At 39.2% G+C, this 19,891-nt stretch carries 18 protein-coding genes and 1 tRNA gene; 15 read left to right on the top strand and 4 right to left on the bottom strand.

Translation table 11 applies throughout. From position 1 onward, the window contains the following. The first annotated feature begins 10 nt into the window (after positions 1 to 10). Both istB and KZP23_RS22030 read left to right on the top strand, forming a co-directional pair. Complete coding sequence (istB, locus tag KZP23_RS22035) at positions 11 to 748, top strand: IS21-like element helper ATPase IstB (protein WP_226333967.1); 738 nt, start codon at positions 11 to 13, stop codon at positions 746 to 748. Between the two features lie 501 nt (positions 749 to 1,249). After that, positions 1,250 to 1,867: a hypothetical protein gene (locus KZP23_RS22030; protein ID WP_226333966.1), complete on the top strand. Its 618-nt coding sequence runs from the start codon at positions 1,250 to 1,252 to the stop codon at positions 1,865 to 1,867. A gap of 120 nt (positions 1,868 to 1,987) precedes the next feature. On the opposite strand, the gene KZP23_RS22025 is transcribed toward KZP23_RS22030, so the two are convergent. Next, complete coding sequence (locus KZP23_RS22025; protein ID WP_226333965.1) at positions 1,988 to 2,716, bottom strand: hypothetical protein; 729 nt, start codon at positions 2,714 to 2,716, stop codon at positions 1,988 to 1,990. Further along, positions 2,703 to 3,362, bottom strand: a complete 660-nt coding sequence (locus KZP23_RS22020) for a sigma-70 family RNA polymerase sigma factor (RefSeq protein ID WP_226333964.1) — start codon at positions 3,360 to 3,362, stop codon at positions 2,703 to 2,705. The genes KZP23_RS22025 and KZP23_RS22020 overlap by 14 nt, the downstream gene beginning before the upstream one ends. 113 nt (positions 3,363 to 3,475) lie before the next feature. Between KZP23_RS22020 and KZP23_RS22015 the strand changes: the two genes are divergently transcribed. The 10 genes from KZP23_RS22015 to KZP23_RS21970 all read left to right on the top strand — a co-directional run bounded on the left by KZP23_RS22015 (position 3,476) and on the right by KZP23_RS21970 (position 12,267). Then, positions 3,476 to 3,649 (top strand): hypothetical protein, encoded by a 174-nt coding sequence (locus KZP23_RS22015; RefSeq protein WP_226333963.1) that lies wholly within the window; start codon positions 3,476 to 3,478, stop codon positions 3,647 to 3,649. 2 nt (positions 3,650 to 3,651) lie between these two features. Next, positions 3,652 to 4,062, top strand: a complete 411-nt coding sequence (locus tag KZP23_RS22010; RefSeq protein ID WP_226333962.1) for a lecithin retinol acyltransferase family protein — start codon at positions 3,652 to 3,654, stop codon at positions 4,060 to 4,062. Between the two features lie 4 nt (positions 4,063 to 4,066). Continuing rightward, complete coding sequence (locus KZP23_RS22005; RefSeq protein WP_226333961.1) at positions 4,067 to 4,828, top strand: SMODS-associated NUDIX domain-containing protein; 762 nt, start codon at positions 4,067 to 4,069, stop codon at positions 4,826 to 4,828. 2 nt (positions 4,829 to 4,830) lie between these two features. Beyond that, positions 4,831 to 6,003, top strand: a complete 1,173-nt coding sequence (locus tag KZP23_RS22000) for a nucleotidyltransferase domain-containing protein (protein WP_226333960.1) — start codon at positions 4,831 to 4,833, stop codon at positions 6,001 to 6,003. 466 nt (positions 6,004 to 6,469) lie between these two features. Next, positions 6,470 to 6,868, top strand: coding sequence for a hypothetical protein (locus KZP23_RS21995; RefSeq protein ID WP_226333959.1), 399 nt, complete (start codon positions 6,470 to 6,472; stop codon positions 6,866 to 6,868). A gap of 870 nt (positions 6,869 to 7,738) precedes the next feature. Beyond that, complete coding sequence (locus KZP23_RS21990) at positions 7,739 to 8,212, top strand: DinB family protein (RefSeq protein ID WP_226333958.1); 474 nt, start codon at positions 7,739 to 7,741, stop codon at positions 8,210 to 8,212. A 533-nt stretch (positions 8,213 to 8,745) separates the two neighbouring features. After that, entirely contained in the window at positions 8,746 to 9,660 is a 915-nt protein-coding gene (locus tag KZP23_RS21985; RefSeq protein WP_226333957.1) for an IS1595-like element ISEvi2 family transposase, read from the top strand. A 226-nt stretch (positions 9,661 to 9,886) separates the two neighbouring features. Continuing rightward, positions 9,887 to 10,357 carry a JAB domain-containing protein gene (locus KZP23_RS21980; RefSeq protein ID WP_226333956.1) on the top strand — a complete coding sequence of 157 codons (471 nt, stop codon included), beginning with the start codon at positions 9,887 to 9,889 and terminating at the stop codon, positions 10,355 to 10,357. 196 nt (positions 10,358 to 10,553) lie between these two features. Further along, a complete protein-coding gene (locus KZP23_RS21975; protein WP_226333955.1) occupies positions 10,554 to 10,703 on the top strand; it encodes a hypothetical protein in 150 nt (49 codons plus the stop codon). Positions 10,704 to 10,713: 10 nt separating this feature from the next. Continuing rightward, complete coding sequence (locus KZP23_RS21970; protein WP_226333954.1) at positions 10,714 to 12,267, top strand: recombinase family protein; 1,554 nt, start codon at positions 10,714 to 10,716, stop codon at positions 12,265 to 12,267. Here KZP23_RS21970 and KZP23_RS21965 read toward each other — a convergent pair. Both KZP23_RS21965 and purL read right to left on the bottom strand, forming a co-directional pair. Further along, a tRNA-Gln gene (locus KZP23_RS21965) sits at positions 12,233 to 12,305 on the bottom strand. The genes KZP23_RS21970 and KZP23_RS21965 overlap by 35 nt on opposite strands. Positions 12,306 to 12,465: 160 nt before the next feature. Then, positions 12,466 to 16,152: a phosphoribosylformylglycinamidine synthase gene (purL, locus tag KZP23_RS21960; protein WP_226333953.1), complete on the bottom strand. Its 3,687-nt coding sequence runs from the start codon at positions 16,150 to 16,152 to the stop codon at positions 12,466 to 12,468. Between the two features lie 555 nt (positions 16,153 to 16,707). Here purL and KZP23_RS21955 point away from each other — a divergent pair. Genes KZP23_RS21955 through KZP23_RS21945 form a run of 3 tightly spaced genes read left to right on the top strand, consistent with a single transcriptional unit; the run spans position 16,708 to position 19,889 of the window. After that, positions 16,708 to 17,370, top strand: coding sequence for a TetR/AcrR family transcriptional regulator (locus KZP23_RS21955; RefSeq protein ID WP_226333952.1), 663 nt, complete (start codon positions 16,708 to 16,710; stop codon positions 17,368 to 17,370). A 3-nt stretch (positions 17,371 to 17,373) separates the two neighbouring features. Further along, positions 17,374 to 18,729 carry a TolC family protein gene (locus tag KZP23_RS21950; protein ID WP_226333951.1) on the top strand — a complete coding sequence of 452 codons (1,356 nt, stop codon included), beginning with the start codon at positions 17,374 to 17,376 and terminating at the stop codon, positions 18,727 to 18,729. Between the two features lie 26 nt (positions 18,730 to 18,755). Beyond that, positions 18,756 to 19,889, top strand: coding sequence for an efflux RND transporter periplasmic adaptor subunit (locus tag KZP23_RS21945; protein ID WP_226333950.1), 1,134 nt, complete (start codon positions 18,756 to 18,758; stop codon positions 19,887 to 19,889). The last annotated feature ends 2 nt before the right edge of the window (positions 19,890 to 19,891 follow it).

The raw sequence follows: 19,891 nt of genomic DNA, 5'->3' as shown, positions 1-19,891 counted from the left end.
CAGCACAATAATGAACAGTAACCAGACAGTAGAAAAACTCAGGCAGATGAGGCTCAGCGCCATGGCAGATCTCCACCACCAGCACATCGGCAGCAACAGGTTCGCCGACTTTACCGCCGATGAATACATCGCCCTGCTGGCAGACCACGAATGGGAAGACCGGCAGCACAAGAAAACGGCCAGGTTGATAAAAAAGGCCGCCTTCAAACAGAAAGCATCCGTTGCCGATATCGATTACAGCCATAACAGGAACCTTGACAGGAATATGTTCTCAAGGCTTGCAGGGCTTGGCTTCGTGTACAAAAAAGAAAATATCATCATTACCGGACCTTCTGGGGTGGGCAAAAGCTATCTGGTACAGGCCTTGGGAAACCAGGCCTGCCTAATGGGATACAGGACAGTATACAGCAGCACCTCAAGGCTGCTGTCAAAACTCAAGCTCTCCAAAGCCGACGGAACATACCTCAGGGAACTGAGGAAACTCCAGAATACGGATGTACTCATCCTAGATGACTTTGGGCTACAGGCTTTTGATGCGACGGCAAGGGAAATCGTTTTGGACATCATTGATGACCGGTTTACCGAAAAATCAACCCTTGTATCCTCCCAGCTGCCGGTATCCACATGGTACGATATCATAGGGGAAGGAACCATCGCAGACGCCATCCTGGACAGACTGGTAAACTCTTCCCATAGAATAGACCTTAAAGGAGAATCTTTAAGAAAGGGAATCTTGAAAAATGAATAAAAAATGAGCTACTTTAAATGATCTTTCTTAGTGGCACGGTTTGACCGAAATCACTGGCATGGTCAGACCGAAATAGCCAGCTTATTGAGCTATACTTTAAATACTTGCAGGATGATTGGTGGTATTTGGTGCCTGTTTTGGTTACATAAACCGTCTGACCATATGCCTGGGCTAATGCAAAAAATAAAGTTAGGTAGAGTAGGAGTAGGTGTTTTTTCATTAATAGATGAGTATTGGGAATATTTGAACTTATTAAGATAGGTGTTTTGAAGTAGGTAAAAAATACCCTAGATGGGGTGTTTTTTGTTTTTAGGGAATTCATTAAGTTTAGGGATTCGATCTTTTGATCACTGTGAAATATTTTACAAGTAATAAAAGCTAAGAGCTTAATTGGATAGATGGATATGAAATTTAAAAAATGATCTCATGTATCCTATGCTTAAACAAAAGGTTGGGTTTTAGGTAGATAAAACAAGTTATTGCTCATATTAAAGGACAATAATGCACTTCAAACTGACAGAAGAAATTTTAAAGTTAAGTAATTCCAAATTTTGGGAAAGTGCAAAACACGAATGGAGTTTTGAGTATGCTTATCATAGTGACGAACTACAAACTTGTTTGTGTGGTCATTATCCAATCAAGAATATTTGCGTTATAAAAAACGGAACAAACAAGAATGTAACTGAAGTAGGAAATTGCTGTATTAATAAATTTTCGGGAATTGATGACGGAAACAAAATTTTTGTATCCATTAAAAGGCTTAAGGAAGACTTGTCAAAAAGTATGAGTGCAGAAGTCTTGGATTATTTAAATTCCAAGAAAATACTTAGTTCGTTTGAGTATGCCTTTTACCAAGATATAATTAGAAAACGGAATCTTACACAGAAACAACTCGAAATTAAAAAGCGAATAAATGAAAAGCTTATAAATTTTACTAGCTACGAAGCAAACTCTCATTTTAATCGCATAAACATGGTATTGAAGTGGGCTCAAAAGAACTCTTGGTTTGACACTGATTTCATTCAATCACTAAAAACATCTTGTGAGCGAAATGGGAAACTAACAGAAAAGCAAAAGAATGCCTTAGAAAACATCATAGCGAAATTGAAAATAGAATGAAATAGGTTGTAGTTATTGGTATAATTCCCCGATTGGGATAGTATGCCGATAACTATACTAGGAATGGGTAAATCCTGTTGATATGACATTAAAATTCTTAATATCGATTTTTGGATAAACTTATATAGGATAAATGCCTTTTTCGTACATCCAATCTATTGCCACTTTTATATTTGATTCTGAAAACTTCTTTTTTTCTTCCGACCATTTATAGAACTTTTTAGTTAGCAGTTCCATGTTAAATGTCTGGTTTTCTTCTAATACCTCCTGCCAGCAAGCGAAAATTGTAGCTACTAATTCCACTTTTTCCGATTTCATATTTCTAAAAATTGAAATTAGTTTATCTATCTGCTCTAACTGGTTATGAAAATAACGCTCATACCATTCCTTGTGAGCACCTGCTTTAGTAAGTGGCCAGTATTTTTGAGTAGATGCTCCTCGGTATTCAAACCATTGATTTTTCTTGAGCTGAGAGTCTATAGATCTCATTAATTTAGGGTCATAAGGTCCCATGGCCTGCTTTAAAAAGTTGGTGTGGATGGCCATTCCTAAAGAATTCTGGCAAAGAAAAATGAGTTTATGCAATTTCAAATGCCCAAGAGACCATTCTTGATGAAGTTGATAAACTATTTCAGCTGCTAATACAGTTCTTTTATGATAGTCAGTTTTATCTATTTTTTTTGTTGGCTTTTTTGTTGATTCCAAAATTTTGGATGGATCGATCTTATTAGCATTTGCTTTAAATTCAAAATCTTTAAAGAAATGACGGAACTCCTGAATCTCGTCTGAAGATTCTGGGAACCCAAAGCCAGTACTGTTAAGGAATGAATTTAAGTTATCCGATTTCATTTTTTTCTGATTCAGCAGTTCTAAAGGCTTCTTTCGCAATATTAATTTTATCCATCGCTTCCTTTTTATATCCTCTTATTGTGGATTGCTCGATGTTTAGGTGGTCGCGTAATTCCTTAAGTAGTTTTCTTGGAAGATTGCAACCGGCATTCTCATATGCGATATATGTAAGGTATATCACTCTATGACTATAAGGTAATGAGCTTATTATTTTGTAGATCATCTTACTTTCTGGTGATGCAGTGTAAGGTAATTCAGGCAATTTAGTGATCAGAGATTCAGAACCATCTGACCATTTTCCATCTTGTTTCTTTTTTTGAATACGATAAATATCTACTAGCCGGTTTTTTGCAATTCCAATTAGATAAATAAGGAATGAATCATCATCATTTTTTCCTTTTGAATTTTCAATATTGAAACCTGGCTTTTTGGCATATGACTCGAAAACACTATGAACGAGCTCCTCCGCAACTTCAAATGACTGGCCAAAGTTTTTGCATCTAATTTCACAAAAATTAAGCAAATCCTGTCTGAATCTGTAGACCAGCACATAAAATGCTTCTTCTCGATTAATATGACAAGGATCTTGAAAAATATCAATCAGCTCCCTGGTTGCCATATTCTCATATTTCTTCCAATCATTCATAAACTATACGCAAAAGCGTTGGGAACCCATTTGCGTACTAAAGGAAACGCAGCTGGTAATAAAAATAGATTGCCAAATGTAATAAACTAATTGTTAAACTAAAATTTTATCAAATGGCAAAAAACAAGCCTTATGGCGACAATGCAAGAAAAGGACAGGTGAGAGGGAGGTCTCAGACCCTTAATCCTAAAACTGGTCAGTGGACCAAAAGGGACAGTAGTACCGGAAGGTTTATGGATGGCAAAAAGGATGGTACACCATTTAAAGGAGTTCGTAAAGAGAAATAGTTATGGAATTGAAAAAATTGAAATTGGAAAATCGGAATTCCTTGGAGGCCGGAGATGTACTCATAAGGAATAAAAGTGCCTTTGGGCTTATAGATCATTATGGGCTCTATATAGGTAATGGAAAGGTGATTGATAACCACCCAGACAGAGGAGTGACCATGTTGGCTTTGGAGTCCTTTCTAAATGGTAGGGAATTGAATAGGGTGGATAGGTTCGCAGGTGATTATTGGAGTAGGCGCCAAGTGGTCCAAAAAGGAATATCCATGATAGGTATGGAGTACCACCTCACTGATTTTAACTGTGAGCATTTTGTAAATGTGGCAAGGGGATCGGCTAAGAAAAGTCAGCAAGTAACAGCCATGGGTATATTCCTGTTGTTTTTTGTAATCATTTTTGGGTTAAATAGAGCGTGAAATAATGGGAGTATATACAGGATTATTGTCACTCGCAAAACCAATCATTACTAAGGGCGCATCTATTGCCTGGGAGAATCGTGAACATTTAGGCTTGTTTTTCAAGACCAGATTCACAAAATATAAGGATATGGATATCCGCTTTTCGATGAGCGGAATATATAAGATACAGATACCTGGAACAAATAAGTATTTGTTGGTCCTTAACAGAAGAATACCTGACCAATTACAACCTGTGGGAGGAGCTTATAAGCGCTTCGGAGATGACAGTCTCTTCAATAAATGGGGGTATCGACCAGATAATTCAAGAAATGGACTGGATGTGGATGATAAAAGTAGCAAGGATTTGCGGTTTATGGTGAAAGGAAGATATGTAATAGAGGTGTTGAACTGGTTTGATAGCAAACAAGAAAGAGAGACAGAACCACGAAGAGAGTTCAAAGAAGAGTTAATAGATACAGGAATTCTTGATTCAGATGTCTTCAATTATTTTGATCAAAAGCATATTAGGAGATTTTCGAAAAACCTGGTCTGGAGTGATTACTTCACTTGTTTTGAGATATTAACCTATGATGTGTTTGAGCTAAAGCCTAATGAAGAACAAAGGCGAGCACTTGTGGAACTAGATAAACAGGGAACCAAATTAGGAAATGGTTTTGCCATTGTCAGTTGTGACGATATACAGCAGCTCCGCCTTATGGAAGGTAACAGGCAGGTTGCCCGAATCGGACACCATTCAAAACTATTAATTAACCAAACCTTTTGATCATGAAAGATATATTTAGTGACTACATCTTACAACGAGAAGAATTGCTTGCGAGAATTGCCCAAGAATTGCAATTGAATAAAACCAGGTTGGAAAGAATGAAATCAGCATACAATGCTGTTTCAGAACTACTAAAAAATGATGAAGACTTCTTTGAAGGTCTTGAGATAGAAATATATGCTCAGGGTTCAACGAGAATCGAAACTACCGTGAAGCCTATTAATAACGAAGATTTTGACCTAGATGCAGTATTACACATTTATGACCCTTATTTCAATCATTCCCCAGAGGAAATATATTCAGCATTGGTAAAGGCTCTGGAAAAGGATGATTACTACAAGGATATAATGGAAAAGAAAACCAGATGTGTACGATTAAATTACAAGGGGGATTTTCATATGGATATTCTTCCTGCATGTATGCCAGATTTCTTTGAAAAGGAAAAGATTAAAATTCCAGAAAAAGCCTTAAAGGCATGGTCTTCAGGTAACCCAAAAGGATTTGCTAAATGGTTCCTAAGAATCTCTAACACTGTAGGGGAGACTTTGCTTAAAAGACACTCCCAAGTCTTGCTTTCCCAGGTGGAGGCTGAGCCATTACCTGAAGAGCTTTATTCAAAAACACCGCTTCAAAGAGCTGTGCAGCTCATCAAAAGGTACCGGGATATCTATTATGAAAAAAGAGATTATAGGGTTTCTAGTATCGTCATAACAACTCTGGCCGCCCATTTCTATCAAGGAGAAACTTCCATATATGAGTCAATTGATCAAATTGTTGCCAGGATTAGCAATGAATATCAGGATGCGATAAGGTTTGGATATAGGTTTAAAGTGTTGAATCCTGTAAATGGTGAGGAAGACTTTACTGATTCCTGGAGCGAACAGCATTATCAAAGCTTTTTTGATTTTATATCTGCTTTTCAAAAGAAATGGCAAAGTCTTAAAGAAACATTTAAGTACAGTAATAAAGAATACATCGAATTATTTGGAGAGGGTATATATAAAAAATCGCTGAATGAACAGCATTTGTATTTTTCCCAATCAACTAATGACCCCCTAATAAAATCAAGTAGTTTAATCACAAGTGGAATCGCCTACACGAATTCCAAAGGGAATATTAACAGGAGGGAAGGCGTTAAAAATGAAGCTCATCACAGCTATGGAGGAGATTATTAGAAAAGTAAATCAATATCATTGGGATGTATTTCTTAGTGTCCAAAAGTCGTTGGTTGAGGAGCACTTTGATTGGATCCCTTTAAAGATTAACACTTCAAAAAAGGTTTTACATGGCAAAGGTGTATTGAGATTAAAAGGGAAAAGCTATACAGTTATAATATTTTACTCGCCTTTTCATGATCATAGGTATGATCGTGTATATATTCTCGATGATTCAATTAAGTATCATCGAAACATACATTTGTACCCTGATCACTCCCTTTGCTTATACCACCCAAAAATTGATCAGCCCTTAACAGAGAGGATTCCATTATATAAAATGATTCCATGGATTACGGAGTGGATTGTTTTCTACGAACAGTGGAAGAAATATGGTGTGTGGCTGGGGAGGGAGATAAAACACTGAATTTTTGAAAGAAATAAGCACAAAAAAAATCTAACGTCTTATACTTTAAATTAAACTATTATGATTAAACCTAGTATTTCTATTCCTACGGATAATCTGTACAAGTTTTTTTCAATTGCTGGTTTTTTCCTCGTAATTAGTGCTACCTGTGTATTTTATAATTATAACAATCATTTATTTAACGAATTATATCAGTTAAAGGAAAAGGAAGCTTTATTGACTTTTAGGGATCTTCAAAGCCCTCCTTTAGAAGAACAAAGTTTACTAAAGGAGGAAAGGATTGTATTGAATAATAAAATTGATCGTTTTGGTATAAAAGCAAAAAAATATATAGATAATCTGATTCTTTATGTGGTTTGTATGGCATTGTTTTGGGCAGTCACAATCTTTGGGACTTCTAAATGGTATAATTGGCAGGTTTTACAGGATATAAAATTCTTAAACAATTTGAATTCATAAGTAGCTTCGTCTATTAAAAATGGGAAAGAAGGTTTCTAAATTAAGATAGATGTCCCCCAATTGTGTGAGGTATGCCTATTCAGCCTACTATGCTGGGAATTTGTAATTCCCGTTTCCGGATTTTATAGCTGTCGCTAGGGTGTTGGTATATATAATATTTCCAAGAATTAATTTACCTGAAGGCAAGGTATCCCCAAGACATCCCCTAGGTGTCTACAAGGGAACTACTAAGTAATAGTAAAGAGGAGACATAGAGGGAACAACGAGGAGACGTCGTGGGAACGTCTAGGGAACGTCCAAATTTTATTTGGTGGTTATCTTATGTTCTTTTATTCAGGGATAGTATAGTTTTAACGGTCTTCATGAATGCCTTGCATTTCCATTGATGAAAAGAACCAAACCTGCCTGCTGCAGGCAGGAATCTAGGCCCGTGGAGCCTTCTTCAAATTGAGGAAATTTGGTTACCGATAACAATTCAATTGCCTCAATTTAATTTTGTGCCACTTGATTTTGGCTAAAAATGAGTAGATCTCGCTCGTCCACTTCGCGAGCTAACTCATTTTTTTAACGCCCCCATCAACTGTCACAAAACCGAATGCTCCAAAGGCCAATTAATGGGATTTCGATGAGTATTTCGTTTCTTCAGGGATCGGATAGTAGTAAAGAGGAGACATAGAGGGAACGTCTAGGGATTGTTTGGGTTTTATATTGTGGCTTTGGGAGGGGGGAAAGGGTAGGGGTTCTCCTATGGATGCTCCCATGCCTAGTGGAGATCCCCAGTGTCAAGTCAAGGTGTAAATGAAGTATAAGGTCTAACTGAAGCGAGTAATAATCAAGTTTAAGAAAAAATAAAATACACTTTTCGATATTATGATAATGACTCAAACTGAATTAATTATTTTAAATTTTAAAGAAATAAGGCGCAGAAGCATAGCACTCTGGCAGGGACTCCCCAAAAGCCATTATAATTGGAAACCTGATGAAAATGCAACAACTGCTATTGAAATGGTTAGGCACGTCCTAGAGGCTGACTACGGTTGGAATATTATCATTAATAATGGTGATATGTCAACTTACAGCACTCCATGGAAGAATAGACCCTTTCAGAGTGTTGAGGATGAACTTGAATTTGCTAAACCATATCGAGAAATATTTCTAAATAGTGTACAGAAGTTTTCAGACAGAGAGCTTATTGAAAACACTATTATTCATCCTGGTAATGGGGAATTGAAACCACTCGGACAATATTTATTACGAATAGGTTATCATGAATCTGTCCACGCAGGGCAATTTATTTCGTACCTGAGAGGAATGGGGGTAGAGCGACCATTTATTTGGGATTAATTTCTAAAAATTACAGTTAACAAAATCTGAATGCAAGTGGTCAGGCAGGGATGAACAGATAAACTATTAACTAACTTTGGACGTTATGGGAAGGTCTTAATTTTTTTTGGTGGTTTTAGAGGGGAAAAGGGCTGGGGCTGCCCTGCAAGCTGGCTACTCGCTAAAAACAGTCACTGACTGTTTTCTTTACGCTCGTCCCCCTATGGATGCTCCCATGCCTAGTATACCCCTAGTATACTATACGTTTACTTTTGGCTGAATTCTAAGAAACCGTTGTACTTTATGGATAGGTTAAGATTAGGCCCTTCGCTATAGATCTTTAATGTATAAAACTTTCACAAATCCATTTTACTGACCCAAAATATAAATCGGTGAGGCCATTATTTTTGTTAAAGATGTGTTTTTGAAATTAATAAATATGTATATCCGCAATTGCACCAGTAGCCAAATAAAATAACATTGACAGTTGGTGTCCATTGCTTCAATAGAGTTATTACTATCTATAAATTAGGTCAAAACAAACGGTTCTGACCATGAATATCATCAACTTCATCAATCGGTTTCCTGACGAATCTTCCTGTGTCGAGTTTATCAGGCAGAAAAGGGGCCAAGCTGGTATTGTCTGTAAAAGGTGCGACTGTACCAAGCATTATTGGTTGGCCAACAAAAAGTCCTTTCAATGCTCTTCCTGCAGCTTCCGAACAAGTATCAAAAGTGGTACGGTTATGGAAAACAGTAACCTTCCGATCAGGACATGGTTGTTGGCCATGACCTTCATTACAGCTACCAAGAAGGGATTCAGTGCATCGGAACTGCAAAGGCAGCTGGGCATGAAGCGATATGAACCTGTTTTCAGAATGTACCATAAGCTCCGCAAGGTCATGGGGAAACGCGATGATATCTACAGGCTTGAAGATATGGTCGAGTATGACGAGGCTTTTGTGGGCCAAGTCACCAAAAGCCCGAACAAGCTCAAACGAGGCAGGGGCAGCCAAAAACGGTCGATTGTGGCGGTAATGGCCGAATCAACGGTTTTGGAAGACCTTGAAACGGGCAAGTCCGACAAGAGCTGTAGATATTTTAAGATGAAGAAGATAAAGAACCTGGAGGCGAAAACTGCTCAGAATTTGGTCAGGGAATTTATTGATCCAAACTCCGTGCTTCAAACAGATATGAGCACCACCTTCTCAGACCTGAGTGATTGTATAGATGTGCATGTCAAGGAGATATCGGGAACCGAAAAGGGGCACTTCAACCTCAAATGGGTACACATTGCTATAAGTAACTTAAAGAAACACCTGCAGACATACCATATGATAAGTGAAAGAATGATGCAAAACTATCTTGACGAGTTCTGTTATAAGCTCAACAGAAGATATTTCGGTCAAAAACTATTTGACAGGCTCATCATTGCTGCTATTTATCCCTACTGGCATGATTGCGGATAATCATATTAATAAATTAGACCCTTCATTATGGCTAAGCGCTTTTATCAATGATTCTTATTAATCATGTCACAATTTAGCTTTCGGGCTGCTGAAGCGGCCAAGAGTGTCCGGCATAAACACTTTCCTGCCCACATAGCCCTCATTTATTCCGTTGCCACTTGGCCTTGATTGCCCTCAAGCTGTATTACGTACCATAATTAATTTCTAACCATTAAATCGAAATGTTATGGATATCAAGAACAGAAATCTCGTGTCAAACCAAGTATCGGAAATAATTTTGAGCTATCAGCCAAAAATCAAATTGTCAAATTTGCCAAAAATCACTTCATCCAAGGAAGCATATGAACTGTTAATTGGGAATTGGGATCAATCCAAACTGCGATTTATAGAGCAGTTTAAAGTGATGTTGTTGAACCGGGCCAATAAGGTTCTCGGAATCGTAAATATATCTACTGGGGGTATATCTGGAACTGTGGCTGATCCCAAGTTGATTTTTGCCAGTGCTTTAAAGACCAATAGTTCAGCAATCATCTTAAGCCATAATCATCCCTCGGGAAATCGTATGCCTAGTAGGGCAGATAGGATACTTACCAAAAAGATAGTTGAATTGGGAGTATTGATGGAACTGCCAGTAATTGATCATATTATTGTGACCTCTGAAAGTTATTATTCATTCTCAGATGATGGAGGGCTGTAAGGCCCTTTTTTTATTGCTGGTAATTTTTTAGTTTTATCCTGATCAAGATGATGTACTTTTTGCCGAACCATCTTGTATTCATGCCTTTTTGATTATTTAAAGGAGTGAAAATATTTGACCTTACTGGGGTTTAACTGGTGAATAATTTCCAGGCAGATAATGGACTTTATAGGGTTTACCAAACCATATCCATTTTATGCAAGAATTAACACCAGAGCTAGCACAAAAAATATTGGAGAAACATGGACACACCATTTCCTCATCAGAAGCAAGTAGCCTGCTCCATTTTATGGAAGAGTTGGCAATTGGTATTGTCAAGGCAGTATTGCGGAAGGAAATGGAATAAATAAAATAATATGATGGAAACGGCTGATTTGTATGTAAGGGTGAGTACAGACGAACAAGCAGACAAAGGTTACTCACAGCGGAACCAGGAAGAGGTGTTGGTTCGGTATTGTAATAATCATGGAATTACCGTCAACCGGGTGATATATGAAGATTTTTCTGCTAAAACATTTTATCGTCCAGAATGGTCTAGACTTCTTGGGCAACTTAAAGAGAAAGGGAATAAGAGTAACCTCGTGCTATTTACCAAATGGGATCGCTTTAGTCGAAATGCCGGAGATGCCTATATGATGATCAATACCCTCCGAAAGCTGGGGGTAGAGCCACAAGCCATCGAACAACCCTTGGACTTGTCAATCCCTGAAAATAAAATGATGTTGGCCTTTTATCTGGCAGCACCCGAAGTAGAGAATGATCGTAGGGCATTGAATATATTTCATGGTATGCGGAGAGGATTAAAGGAAGGTAGATGGCTTTGGATGGCACCCTTTGGATATAGAAATGCTAGGGATAGTTTTAAACGTCCTATTATAGAGATTGAGGAGGAAGAGGCAGCTCATGTAAAATGGATTTTCGAAAACCTTGCAGCTGCTAATTACTCCTCAGAACAGGTGCTTTTGCATGCCAGAAGAAGAGGGGCTAAACTGCCAAAAAATAAGTTTTGGAGGATTGTTAGAAATCCGTTCTATTGTGGGAAGCTTTATGTCCCTGAATTTAATGGTGAAAAGGGACATTTTGTAAAAGCTCAACATCAAGCCTTGATTTCAGAGGATCTGTTTTATAGGGTGCAGGATGCGTTACAGTTGAAAAAGAGAAAACGAAGGACTGAAATTGTAAGTCCAGAAGAGATTCCTTTAAGAGGTTTCTTAAAATGTCCTAAATGCAGCAGGAACCTTACTGCAAGTGCTTCAAAAGGTAGGAATCAATATTATCATTATTACCACTGTACATCAAAATGTGGTGTGAGGTTTAAGGCCAAGGATGTAAATACCTCTTTCAGAAAATTCCTATCGAAATACAAGCCCAAAAAGGGTATGATAGACTTATTCGAAATGGTCTTTAATCAAGCTTTTTTAAGCGAAAATAAAATTGACCTGAGCGAAAAAAGGAAGCTGAAATCAGCCATAGAAAAACTGGAACAAAAGATTTCCAAAACCAGGGATTTGTACATTGATGAAAAACTGGATATTGAGGATTATCGAGTGGTAAAAAGAAGGTGTGAAGAGGAAATAGAACGATTGGAAGCCAAAGGGACAAAAATCGAATCAATCATTACCCAAGATATTCCAGAGAAAGTCAAAAAGGCCCTTGAAATGGCAGAGAGGCTTGATTTATTTTTTGATACTGCTGATTTGGGAATTAAAAGAAAGATAATTGGTTCGATCTTCCCCGAAAATATCGTCTTTGACGGTAAGCAACATCGAACCGCTCGGGTGAATGAATTCTTTCGGGCTATCTATCAGATTAACAGTATGATAGCCTGTAAAAAAATAAGTCCAAAGTCGAAAAATTCAACTTTGGACCGAGTTGTTGACCCACTAGGGCTCGAACCTAGACTCTTCTGAACCAAAATCAGACGTGTTGCCAGTTACACCATGGGTCAGTAATTTGTGTGTTTAAAGCCTCGTTTGCCTTAATTGTGGTACAAATGTAGGGGCTTTTTTCTTTAATGCAAACCCCCTTTAAAACTTTTTTGAAGACTTTTTTGTAAGTCCCTTGATTTCAGTATAAAAACTTTCAAGGGACTTACATGGTCTTTATGCTTACTGATGAGAGGCAACCCAGTTTTTGGCATTGACAAATGCCTCAACCCATGGGCTGATTTCTTCCTCTTTTCTTCCAGCTGGATAGCTCGGCCAATTCCATGGGAATAGGGCACGCTCGATGTGCGGCATAATAGCCAAATGTCTACCGTCCTGAGAAGCCAAACCTGCTACTGCATAGTCAGAGCCATTTGGATTGCCTGGATAGGCTTCATAACTATAGGTCATGCCAATATTATAGGCTTCTTTTTCCTTAGGTAGGGAGAACTTGCCTTCTCCGTGAGCTACCCATACGCCCAGTCTTTGTCCAGCAAGAGAACCAAACATGACGGTGTTGTTTTCTGGGATATCCACGTTCACAAAGGAAGATTCAAATTTATGGCTTTCATTGTGCAGCATCTTAGGCTTCACATCATGCTGGCGGTTGATCAGTCCCAGTTCCACCATTAGCTGACAGCCATTGCAAACGCCTAAGCTTAGGGTGTCAGGACGTGCATAGAAGTTATCCAATGCCGTCTTGGCCTTTTCATTATAAAGGAAAGCACCAGCCCAGCCTTTAGCTGAACCAAGAACATCAGAGTTAGAGAATCCACCTACAAAGACGATCATATTGACATCTTCTAGGTTTTCCCTGCCGGAAATCAAATCCGTCATATGGATATCTTTGACATCAAACCCGGCCAACCATAAAGAGTAAGCCATTTCACGGTCTCCATTTACTCCTTTTTCACGGATAATGGCAGCCTTGATACCTGTAGATCCTTTTCTGTAAGGATTAAGTTTAAAGGCGTCAAATGAGCCTTCCCAATCTTTAGCAAAAGAGAAGGATAAGGCTTGGTTTTTATAATTATCAAAGCGGTCTTTGGCCAGTTTGGCCCCACTTTGTTTTTGGTCTAATAAGAAGGAAGATTTGAACCAAGTATCTCTGTGTTCAGCTACATCCAAGCTAAGGTCAATGCCTTCCAGCTCAACTTTTCCGTCAAGACTAACAGTGGCAATATCCTTATAACTGATTCTTGCAGCCTCAAGTTGTTCCGCTACTTTAGCATGATCTTTAACTTGAAGGACTACACCAGGGTTTTCACTGAACAATGCTTTTACCAAGTCTTTTTCATCCAATTGGTTGGGTTGAACTTTCAATCCACACTTTGTAGTAGGGAAAGTCATTTCCAATAGCACAGTAATCAAACCACCTGAAGAGATGTCATGTCCTGCCAGGATATCGCCATTTTCGATCAATTGCTGAACAGCAGCAAAGGCTTTGGCAAAATAGGCGCTGTCTTTTACAGTAGGAGGAGTATTGCCCACTTTATTAACTACCTGAGCAAAGCTACTACCGCCTAGTTGAGCGTTGTCTTTGGAGAAGTCAATATAGATCAATTTACTGCCCTCTACTGGTTTTAAATCTGGGGTAACCGTTTTACGGATATCAGAACATTCTCCAACACTGGAAATGATTACAGTACCTGGAGAATATACCGTCTTTCCATCAGGATATTTCTGGGTCATGGAAAGTGAATCTTTACCAGTTGGGATGTTAATGCCCAAGTCGATGGCAAAATCACTTACTGCTTCTACTGCTCTATAAAGACGATCGTTTTCTCCTTCATTTTTGGCTGGCCACATCCAGTTGGCACTTAAGGAAACGCCACTCAATCCATCCTCGATTGGCGCCCAGATCAAATTGGTCAATGCCTCAGCAATGGCCAATTTGGAACCGGCTTCAGGGTTGGCCAAAGCTGCTACGGGTGCATGACCTATGGAAGTGGCGATACCTTTGGTACCTGTATAATCCATGGCCATGACAGCCACGTTGTTCAATGGAACCTGGATTTCACCCGTAGTTTGCTGGGTAGCCACTCGGCCTGTTACAGATCGGTCTACTTTATTGGTTAACCAATCTTTACAAGCAACCGCTTCCAATTGGAGTACTTCTTTGATGTATTTTCCAAGATCGGTATTTTGATAAACCGGCTCAGAGAAATTGCTTTGGCTTTTCTTATCAGTAAGAATGGTCTTTGGTGAGCTGCCAAACATATGGGAAAGGTTCCAGTCCACAGGCTTCTCACCAGTTTTCATATTTTCGAACTTGAAGTGCATGTCTCCTGTAGTCTCACCAACCACATAGAATGGAGCGCGTTCACGTTCTGAGATTTTTTGTAAGGTATCTACATCCTTTTCGCCAATCACCAAGCCCATTCTTTCCTGGGATTCATTTCCAATGATTTCCTTGGCAGATAGGGTAGGATCACCGACTGGTAATTTGTCTATATCAATGGTTCCCCCAGTTTCTTCTACCAATTCAGAAAGACAGTTAAGGTGACCACCAGCTCCATGGTCATGTATGGAGATAATAGGGTTATGGTCATTTTCTGCCATGGCACGGATGACATTGGCTACCCTTTTTTGCATTTCTGGGTTAGAACGCTGGATGGCATTCAATTCGATGGAATTGCTGAATTCTCCGGTATTAACTGAAGAAACGGCACTACCCCCCATTCCGATGCGGTAGTTGTCACCACCCATGATGACTACTTTATTGCCTTTTACCGGGGTGTTTTTAAGGCTGTAATTCTCTCTGGTAAATCCAATGCCACCCGCCAACATGATCACCTTGTCAAAGCCATATTGTTTACCCGATTCCTCATGTTCGAAGGTAAGGACACTACCAGAGATCAAAGGTTGTCCAAATTTGTTTCCAAAATCACTGGCTCCATTGGAAGCTTTGATCAGGATATCCATTGGTGTTTGGTATAACCAATTTCTTTCTTTAAGGTCTTTTTCCCAGCTTCTTCCAGCTTCACTTCTGGAATAAGAAGTCATATATACGGCAGTTCCTGCCAATGGGATGGAGGCAGTACCACCTGCCAGTCTATCCCTGATTTCTCCACCAGAACCAGTGGCTGCGCCATTGAAAGGCTCCACAGTAGTTGGGAAATTGTGCGTTTCTGCTTTTAGGGAAAGCACCGTATCTATGGTTTCAGGCTGAAAGAAATCAGCCTTGTCCTGTGATTTAGGCGCAAACTGCTGGGCTTTTGGTCCTTTGACAAAAGCCACATTGTCCTTATAGGCCGAAACAATTTTATTGGGATGCTTAACGGAGGTCTTTTTGATCAATTGGAAAAGGGTGTTTTCTTTTTCCTCTCCATCTATAATAAAGGTACCGTTGAAGATTTTATGTCTACAGTGTTCTGAGTTTACCTGGCTGAAACCAAATACCTCACTGTCTGTTAAAGGTCTGTTCAAGCTATTGCTTACCCCTTCCAAATACTCAATTTCTTCATCACTTAATGCCAACCCTTCTTTCTCATTATAGGCTTTGATATCAGTGATGGAGATCACTTTCTGAGGTTGAAGGTCAATGGTGAAAATATGTTGGTCGAGGCCATTATAGCTTGCCTGTAGCATAGGGTCTATGCTGCTATTTTCCCCTTGAAGTGTGAATTCTTCAATTCTTATGATACCCTGAATGCCCATATTGGCTGTGATTTCCACCGCATTGGTAGACCAAGGGGTTATCATTTCTTTTCTGGGGCCTGCGTATTTGCCTTCCACTTTTTCCTGATGTAGCTGATGGGCTTCTCCAAATAGCCAGGAGAGCTTTTCAAGATCAGCAGGTGCAACAGGTTGGTTGGCTTCTAAAGCGTAGATGGTATTCTTTTGTGGGGATTGGAAAAAGAGAATCATGTCCGTGTTTATTGGATGACCATAAATTAAGGAGCAAAGGTACACAAATGCATGAAAAGAATAAATTAAATTTTATTTGGGAATGGTTTTTTTATGCCTTGTGAAATAATGAGCTGTTAGGGATTAAAATAGGAACAAGTAATGTCTAGGTTGATTCATCAATTTAACTTGCAGAAAGGATGCAAAGTGAAGCATGCTGCTTTTAGGCAGCTAATAACTGCTAATTTTATTATCCCTATACCTCGTTTTTTTTTATGTTTAAATAAATCAATTAATATGTGTTTAGTTATATAATATCAAAAAATAACATTCAATAATTATATTTTGGTCTCTTGGTTTTATAATTTTGCCATACTATTTAAGGAATAGGAGCTTTTGGTCTAGGAGAATGAATTTTCTTAGTAATTACTTGATCGTTTTTGGACAGGTGCTGTTCGGTGGCAATACAGTTTAAATTTAGTTTATGCCTTATCTCTTTGTAAATCAGTGAACAGCAATTGAAGTAGGGTTTTTGCTAAAGAGAATCATGTTCATGAAAATAAAACTCTGGAAACTTTGAAAATCCTTAAAGTTTCCGGAGTTTTGCATGAGAATGATAAAAGCCAGTTAGATTTGGGGACTAGGGAGAAAATAATTGATGTAGCGAACGAACAGTTTATCCAATTGGGGGTAAGGTATGTTACCATGGACGATATAGCCAGAGCAGCAGGCGTATCCAAAAAGACCATTTACCAGGAATTTGATGATAAAGGCCGCTTGGTATATGAATCCTTTAAAAGTAGTTTGGACAAGGATCAGGTTTTTTTTGAGACCCTGCATAAAGAGGTAAGTTGTCCGATAGAGCATTTCGTACTTATTTCCAAGTATATTAGGTCAAGATTTGCCAAGATCAATCCTTTGGTTTTTAGTGAAATACAGCGGTATTACCCTGAGTCTTGGAAGTTGCTGCAGGATTTTAGGAACAACTGCGCAGTAAAAACCATCACAGAGGTGATCAATAGTGGAAAGGCAAAGGGATATTTTAGAAGTGAGATCAATGCCGATATACTGGCGATGATCAGGATGGATCAAATTTCCGGCATTTTTGATCCCGGCAGATTTTCTTCTTCGGAATATAATATTTTAGACATACAAATGACGGTAATGGACCATTTTATTCATGGCCTACTTACCGATAAAGGACGAGAACTATTTTATAAAATCAATAATCAGGATTAATTCATGCGTTTAACAACCAGAATCTCCCTTTTTGGTGTCTTGCTCTTCTGTCTTTTGGCAGGTAGGGTATCCGCCCAGGAAGTATTGGAGTTTACTTTAGAAGAAAGCGTTCATTACGCTTTGGAAAACAACCCCGATGCCAAGAATGCTTTACTGGAGACTTTTGCTTCAAAAGCTTCGGTAGGAGAGCAGGTGGCTCAGGGATTGCCACAGGTCAATGGTAGTTTTGATTTTACCAAGAACATTGCGGTTCCAACCATGTTTGTTCCGAACGAAGGCCCTTTTGCTGATCCTGACAACCCCTCAGATGTATTGCCGATTACCTTGGGTGTTAACTATCAAAGTGGGCTATCTGTAGCGGTCAATCAAATGATCTTTGACGGTTCTTATTTTGTGGGGCTCAAGGCCGCCCGTACTTATAGGCAGCTCAGTGAATTTGATAAGGAAAAAACAGAAAATGATGTGATCGAGCATGTGAAAAAGGCCTTTTTTACCGTATTGGTCAATAAGGAGCGTCAGCATCTTGCTGAAGCTAACTTGGCAAGAATCGACACCTTATTGCAGGAAACTACGGCTTTGTATGAAGAAGGCTTTGCTGAAAAGATTGAAGTTTCCCGTGTAAAAGTCCAGTATAACAATATCAGTGCGGAGCTGGATAAGATCAATGCGGCCACTGAGATCAGCAAGCAGTTGCTGAAGGTGCAGATGGGACTGCCCATCGAGCATGAAATCGAGATAACGGAAAGTCTGAGGGATTTGAACCAGCCCCAACAAATTCAGGATTTATTGGACAATCCAGGGTACAGAAGAGTGGAAATGGACCAGCTGAAGACCAATTGGGAATTGGTGAAACTGGACCTTAAGAACAATACTGTGCAGTATTTGCCGAGCCTCAATGCCAACTTTACCTACCAGAGAAACGGTGCAGGGCAGCAGTTCAATACCCTTTGGGATAATGAAAACTGGTTTACAGGGGCATTTGTGGGACTTACCCTGAATGTGCCGATTTTTGATGGTTTGGCCAAGGCCAAGCGGATACAACAGAACCGTATCCAGTTGCAGCAGATCGAAAACCAGATCGATATGCTTGATGACAATATCGATGTGGAGCGCTTCCAAGCAAGGACCAATCTGAAGAACAACCTGAAAACACTGGATGTTCAAAGAGAAAACATGGAGCTAGCCAGTGAAGTGTATAACATCAGCCGGATCAAGTATGCCGAAGGAGTGGGGTCTAACCTTGAAGTCGTGGAAGCTGATTCAGACCTTGTAGAGGCAGAAATCAATTATTACAGTGCTTTGTACGACGCTTTGATCTCTAAGGTTGACCTTGAAAAAGCACTGGGAATTTTAAGATAAAAAAATACTATTACCTAAATAAAGATATGAAGACCTTTTCCAAATTATTACTGTCAGCACTGACTATACTAGCTTTTTCCTGTGGCGAACAGGAGATGGACCTTGCTGAGAAGAAAGCACATCTTGCCGAACTTAAGACGGAATACCAGGACATCAAGGGAAGGATTAAAAACCTTGAGCAAGAAATAGCTGAGGAGGATACCGCATTTGCAAAAAGTAATAGAAAATCCATTTTGGTAACGACTACCAGCTCTCAAAATGAAGATTTTGAACACTTTGTTGAGGTAACTGGATCAGTTCTTTCCAAGAAAAATGTCAATATCAGTGCAGAGGTGTCCGGAAGAATTCAGGAAATTCCCGTTACCGAGGGGATGAGAGTTGGTAAGGGAGAGGTGTTGATGACGGTGGACGATGAGTCCATAGAGAACAGCATTGCAGAACTTGAAAAGCAGCTCGAGCTGGCCACTATTCTATATGAAAAGCAAAAACGTCTTTGGGATAAAGAAATAGGCACTGAAGTACAGTTTCTGGAGAGTAAAAACAGGAAGGAGACATTGGAGAAAAACCTGAATTCCCTTAAGACCCAAAAGGGCAAAGCAACCATTACAGCGCCTTATTCTGGGACGGTAGAGTCTTTGATGGTTCGTTTGGGAGAATTGGTTCAGCCGGGGATGCCGTTGATCAACTTTGTGGGGGAAAGTGACCTATATATAGAAGGTGAAATTTCGGAAGCTTACGTTGGCGTGATGGATAAGGGAGATTCAGTAAATGTTTATTTTCCATCCTTAGACAAAGAATTCAAGAGTAGGGTGACAGCAATAGGTGCCATTATTAATCCTAACAACAGGACTTTTAAAGTAGAAGTCAGTCTTCCAAAGGCGGATCATGTAAAGCCAAATATGGTAGCTGTACTTAAAATCAAGGATTATGAAAGTAAATCCGCAGTGACCATCCCTACCAATCTCATTCAACGGGACAATAGAGGAGAATTTGTTTATGTGGTCAACCAAGGAGAGGCGGACAAAAAGTACATTGATAAAGGTAAGTCCTTTGGGAAGAAGACAGAGGTAAAAGAAGGACTTTCAGGTGGAGAAGCTTTGGTAGACAAAGGCTTCAGAGAAGTGTCAGTAGGTTCTAAATTGGAAATTGTTGAAGAATAATT

The sequence above is a fragment of the Echinicola marina genome, assembly GCF_020463795.1.
GTDB classification, from domain to species: domain Bacteria; phylum Bacteroidota; class Bacteroidia; order Cytophagales; family Cyclobacteriaceae; genus Echinicola; species Echinicola marina.
Note: the sequence above shows the minus strand (reverse complement) of the source record. Positions and strands in the feature narration are given on the sequence as shown.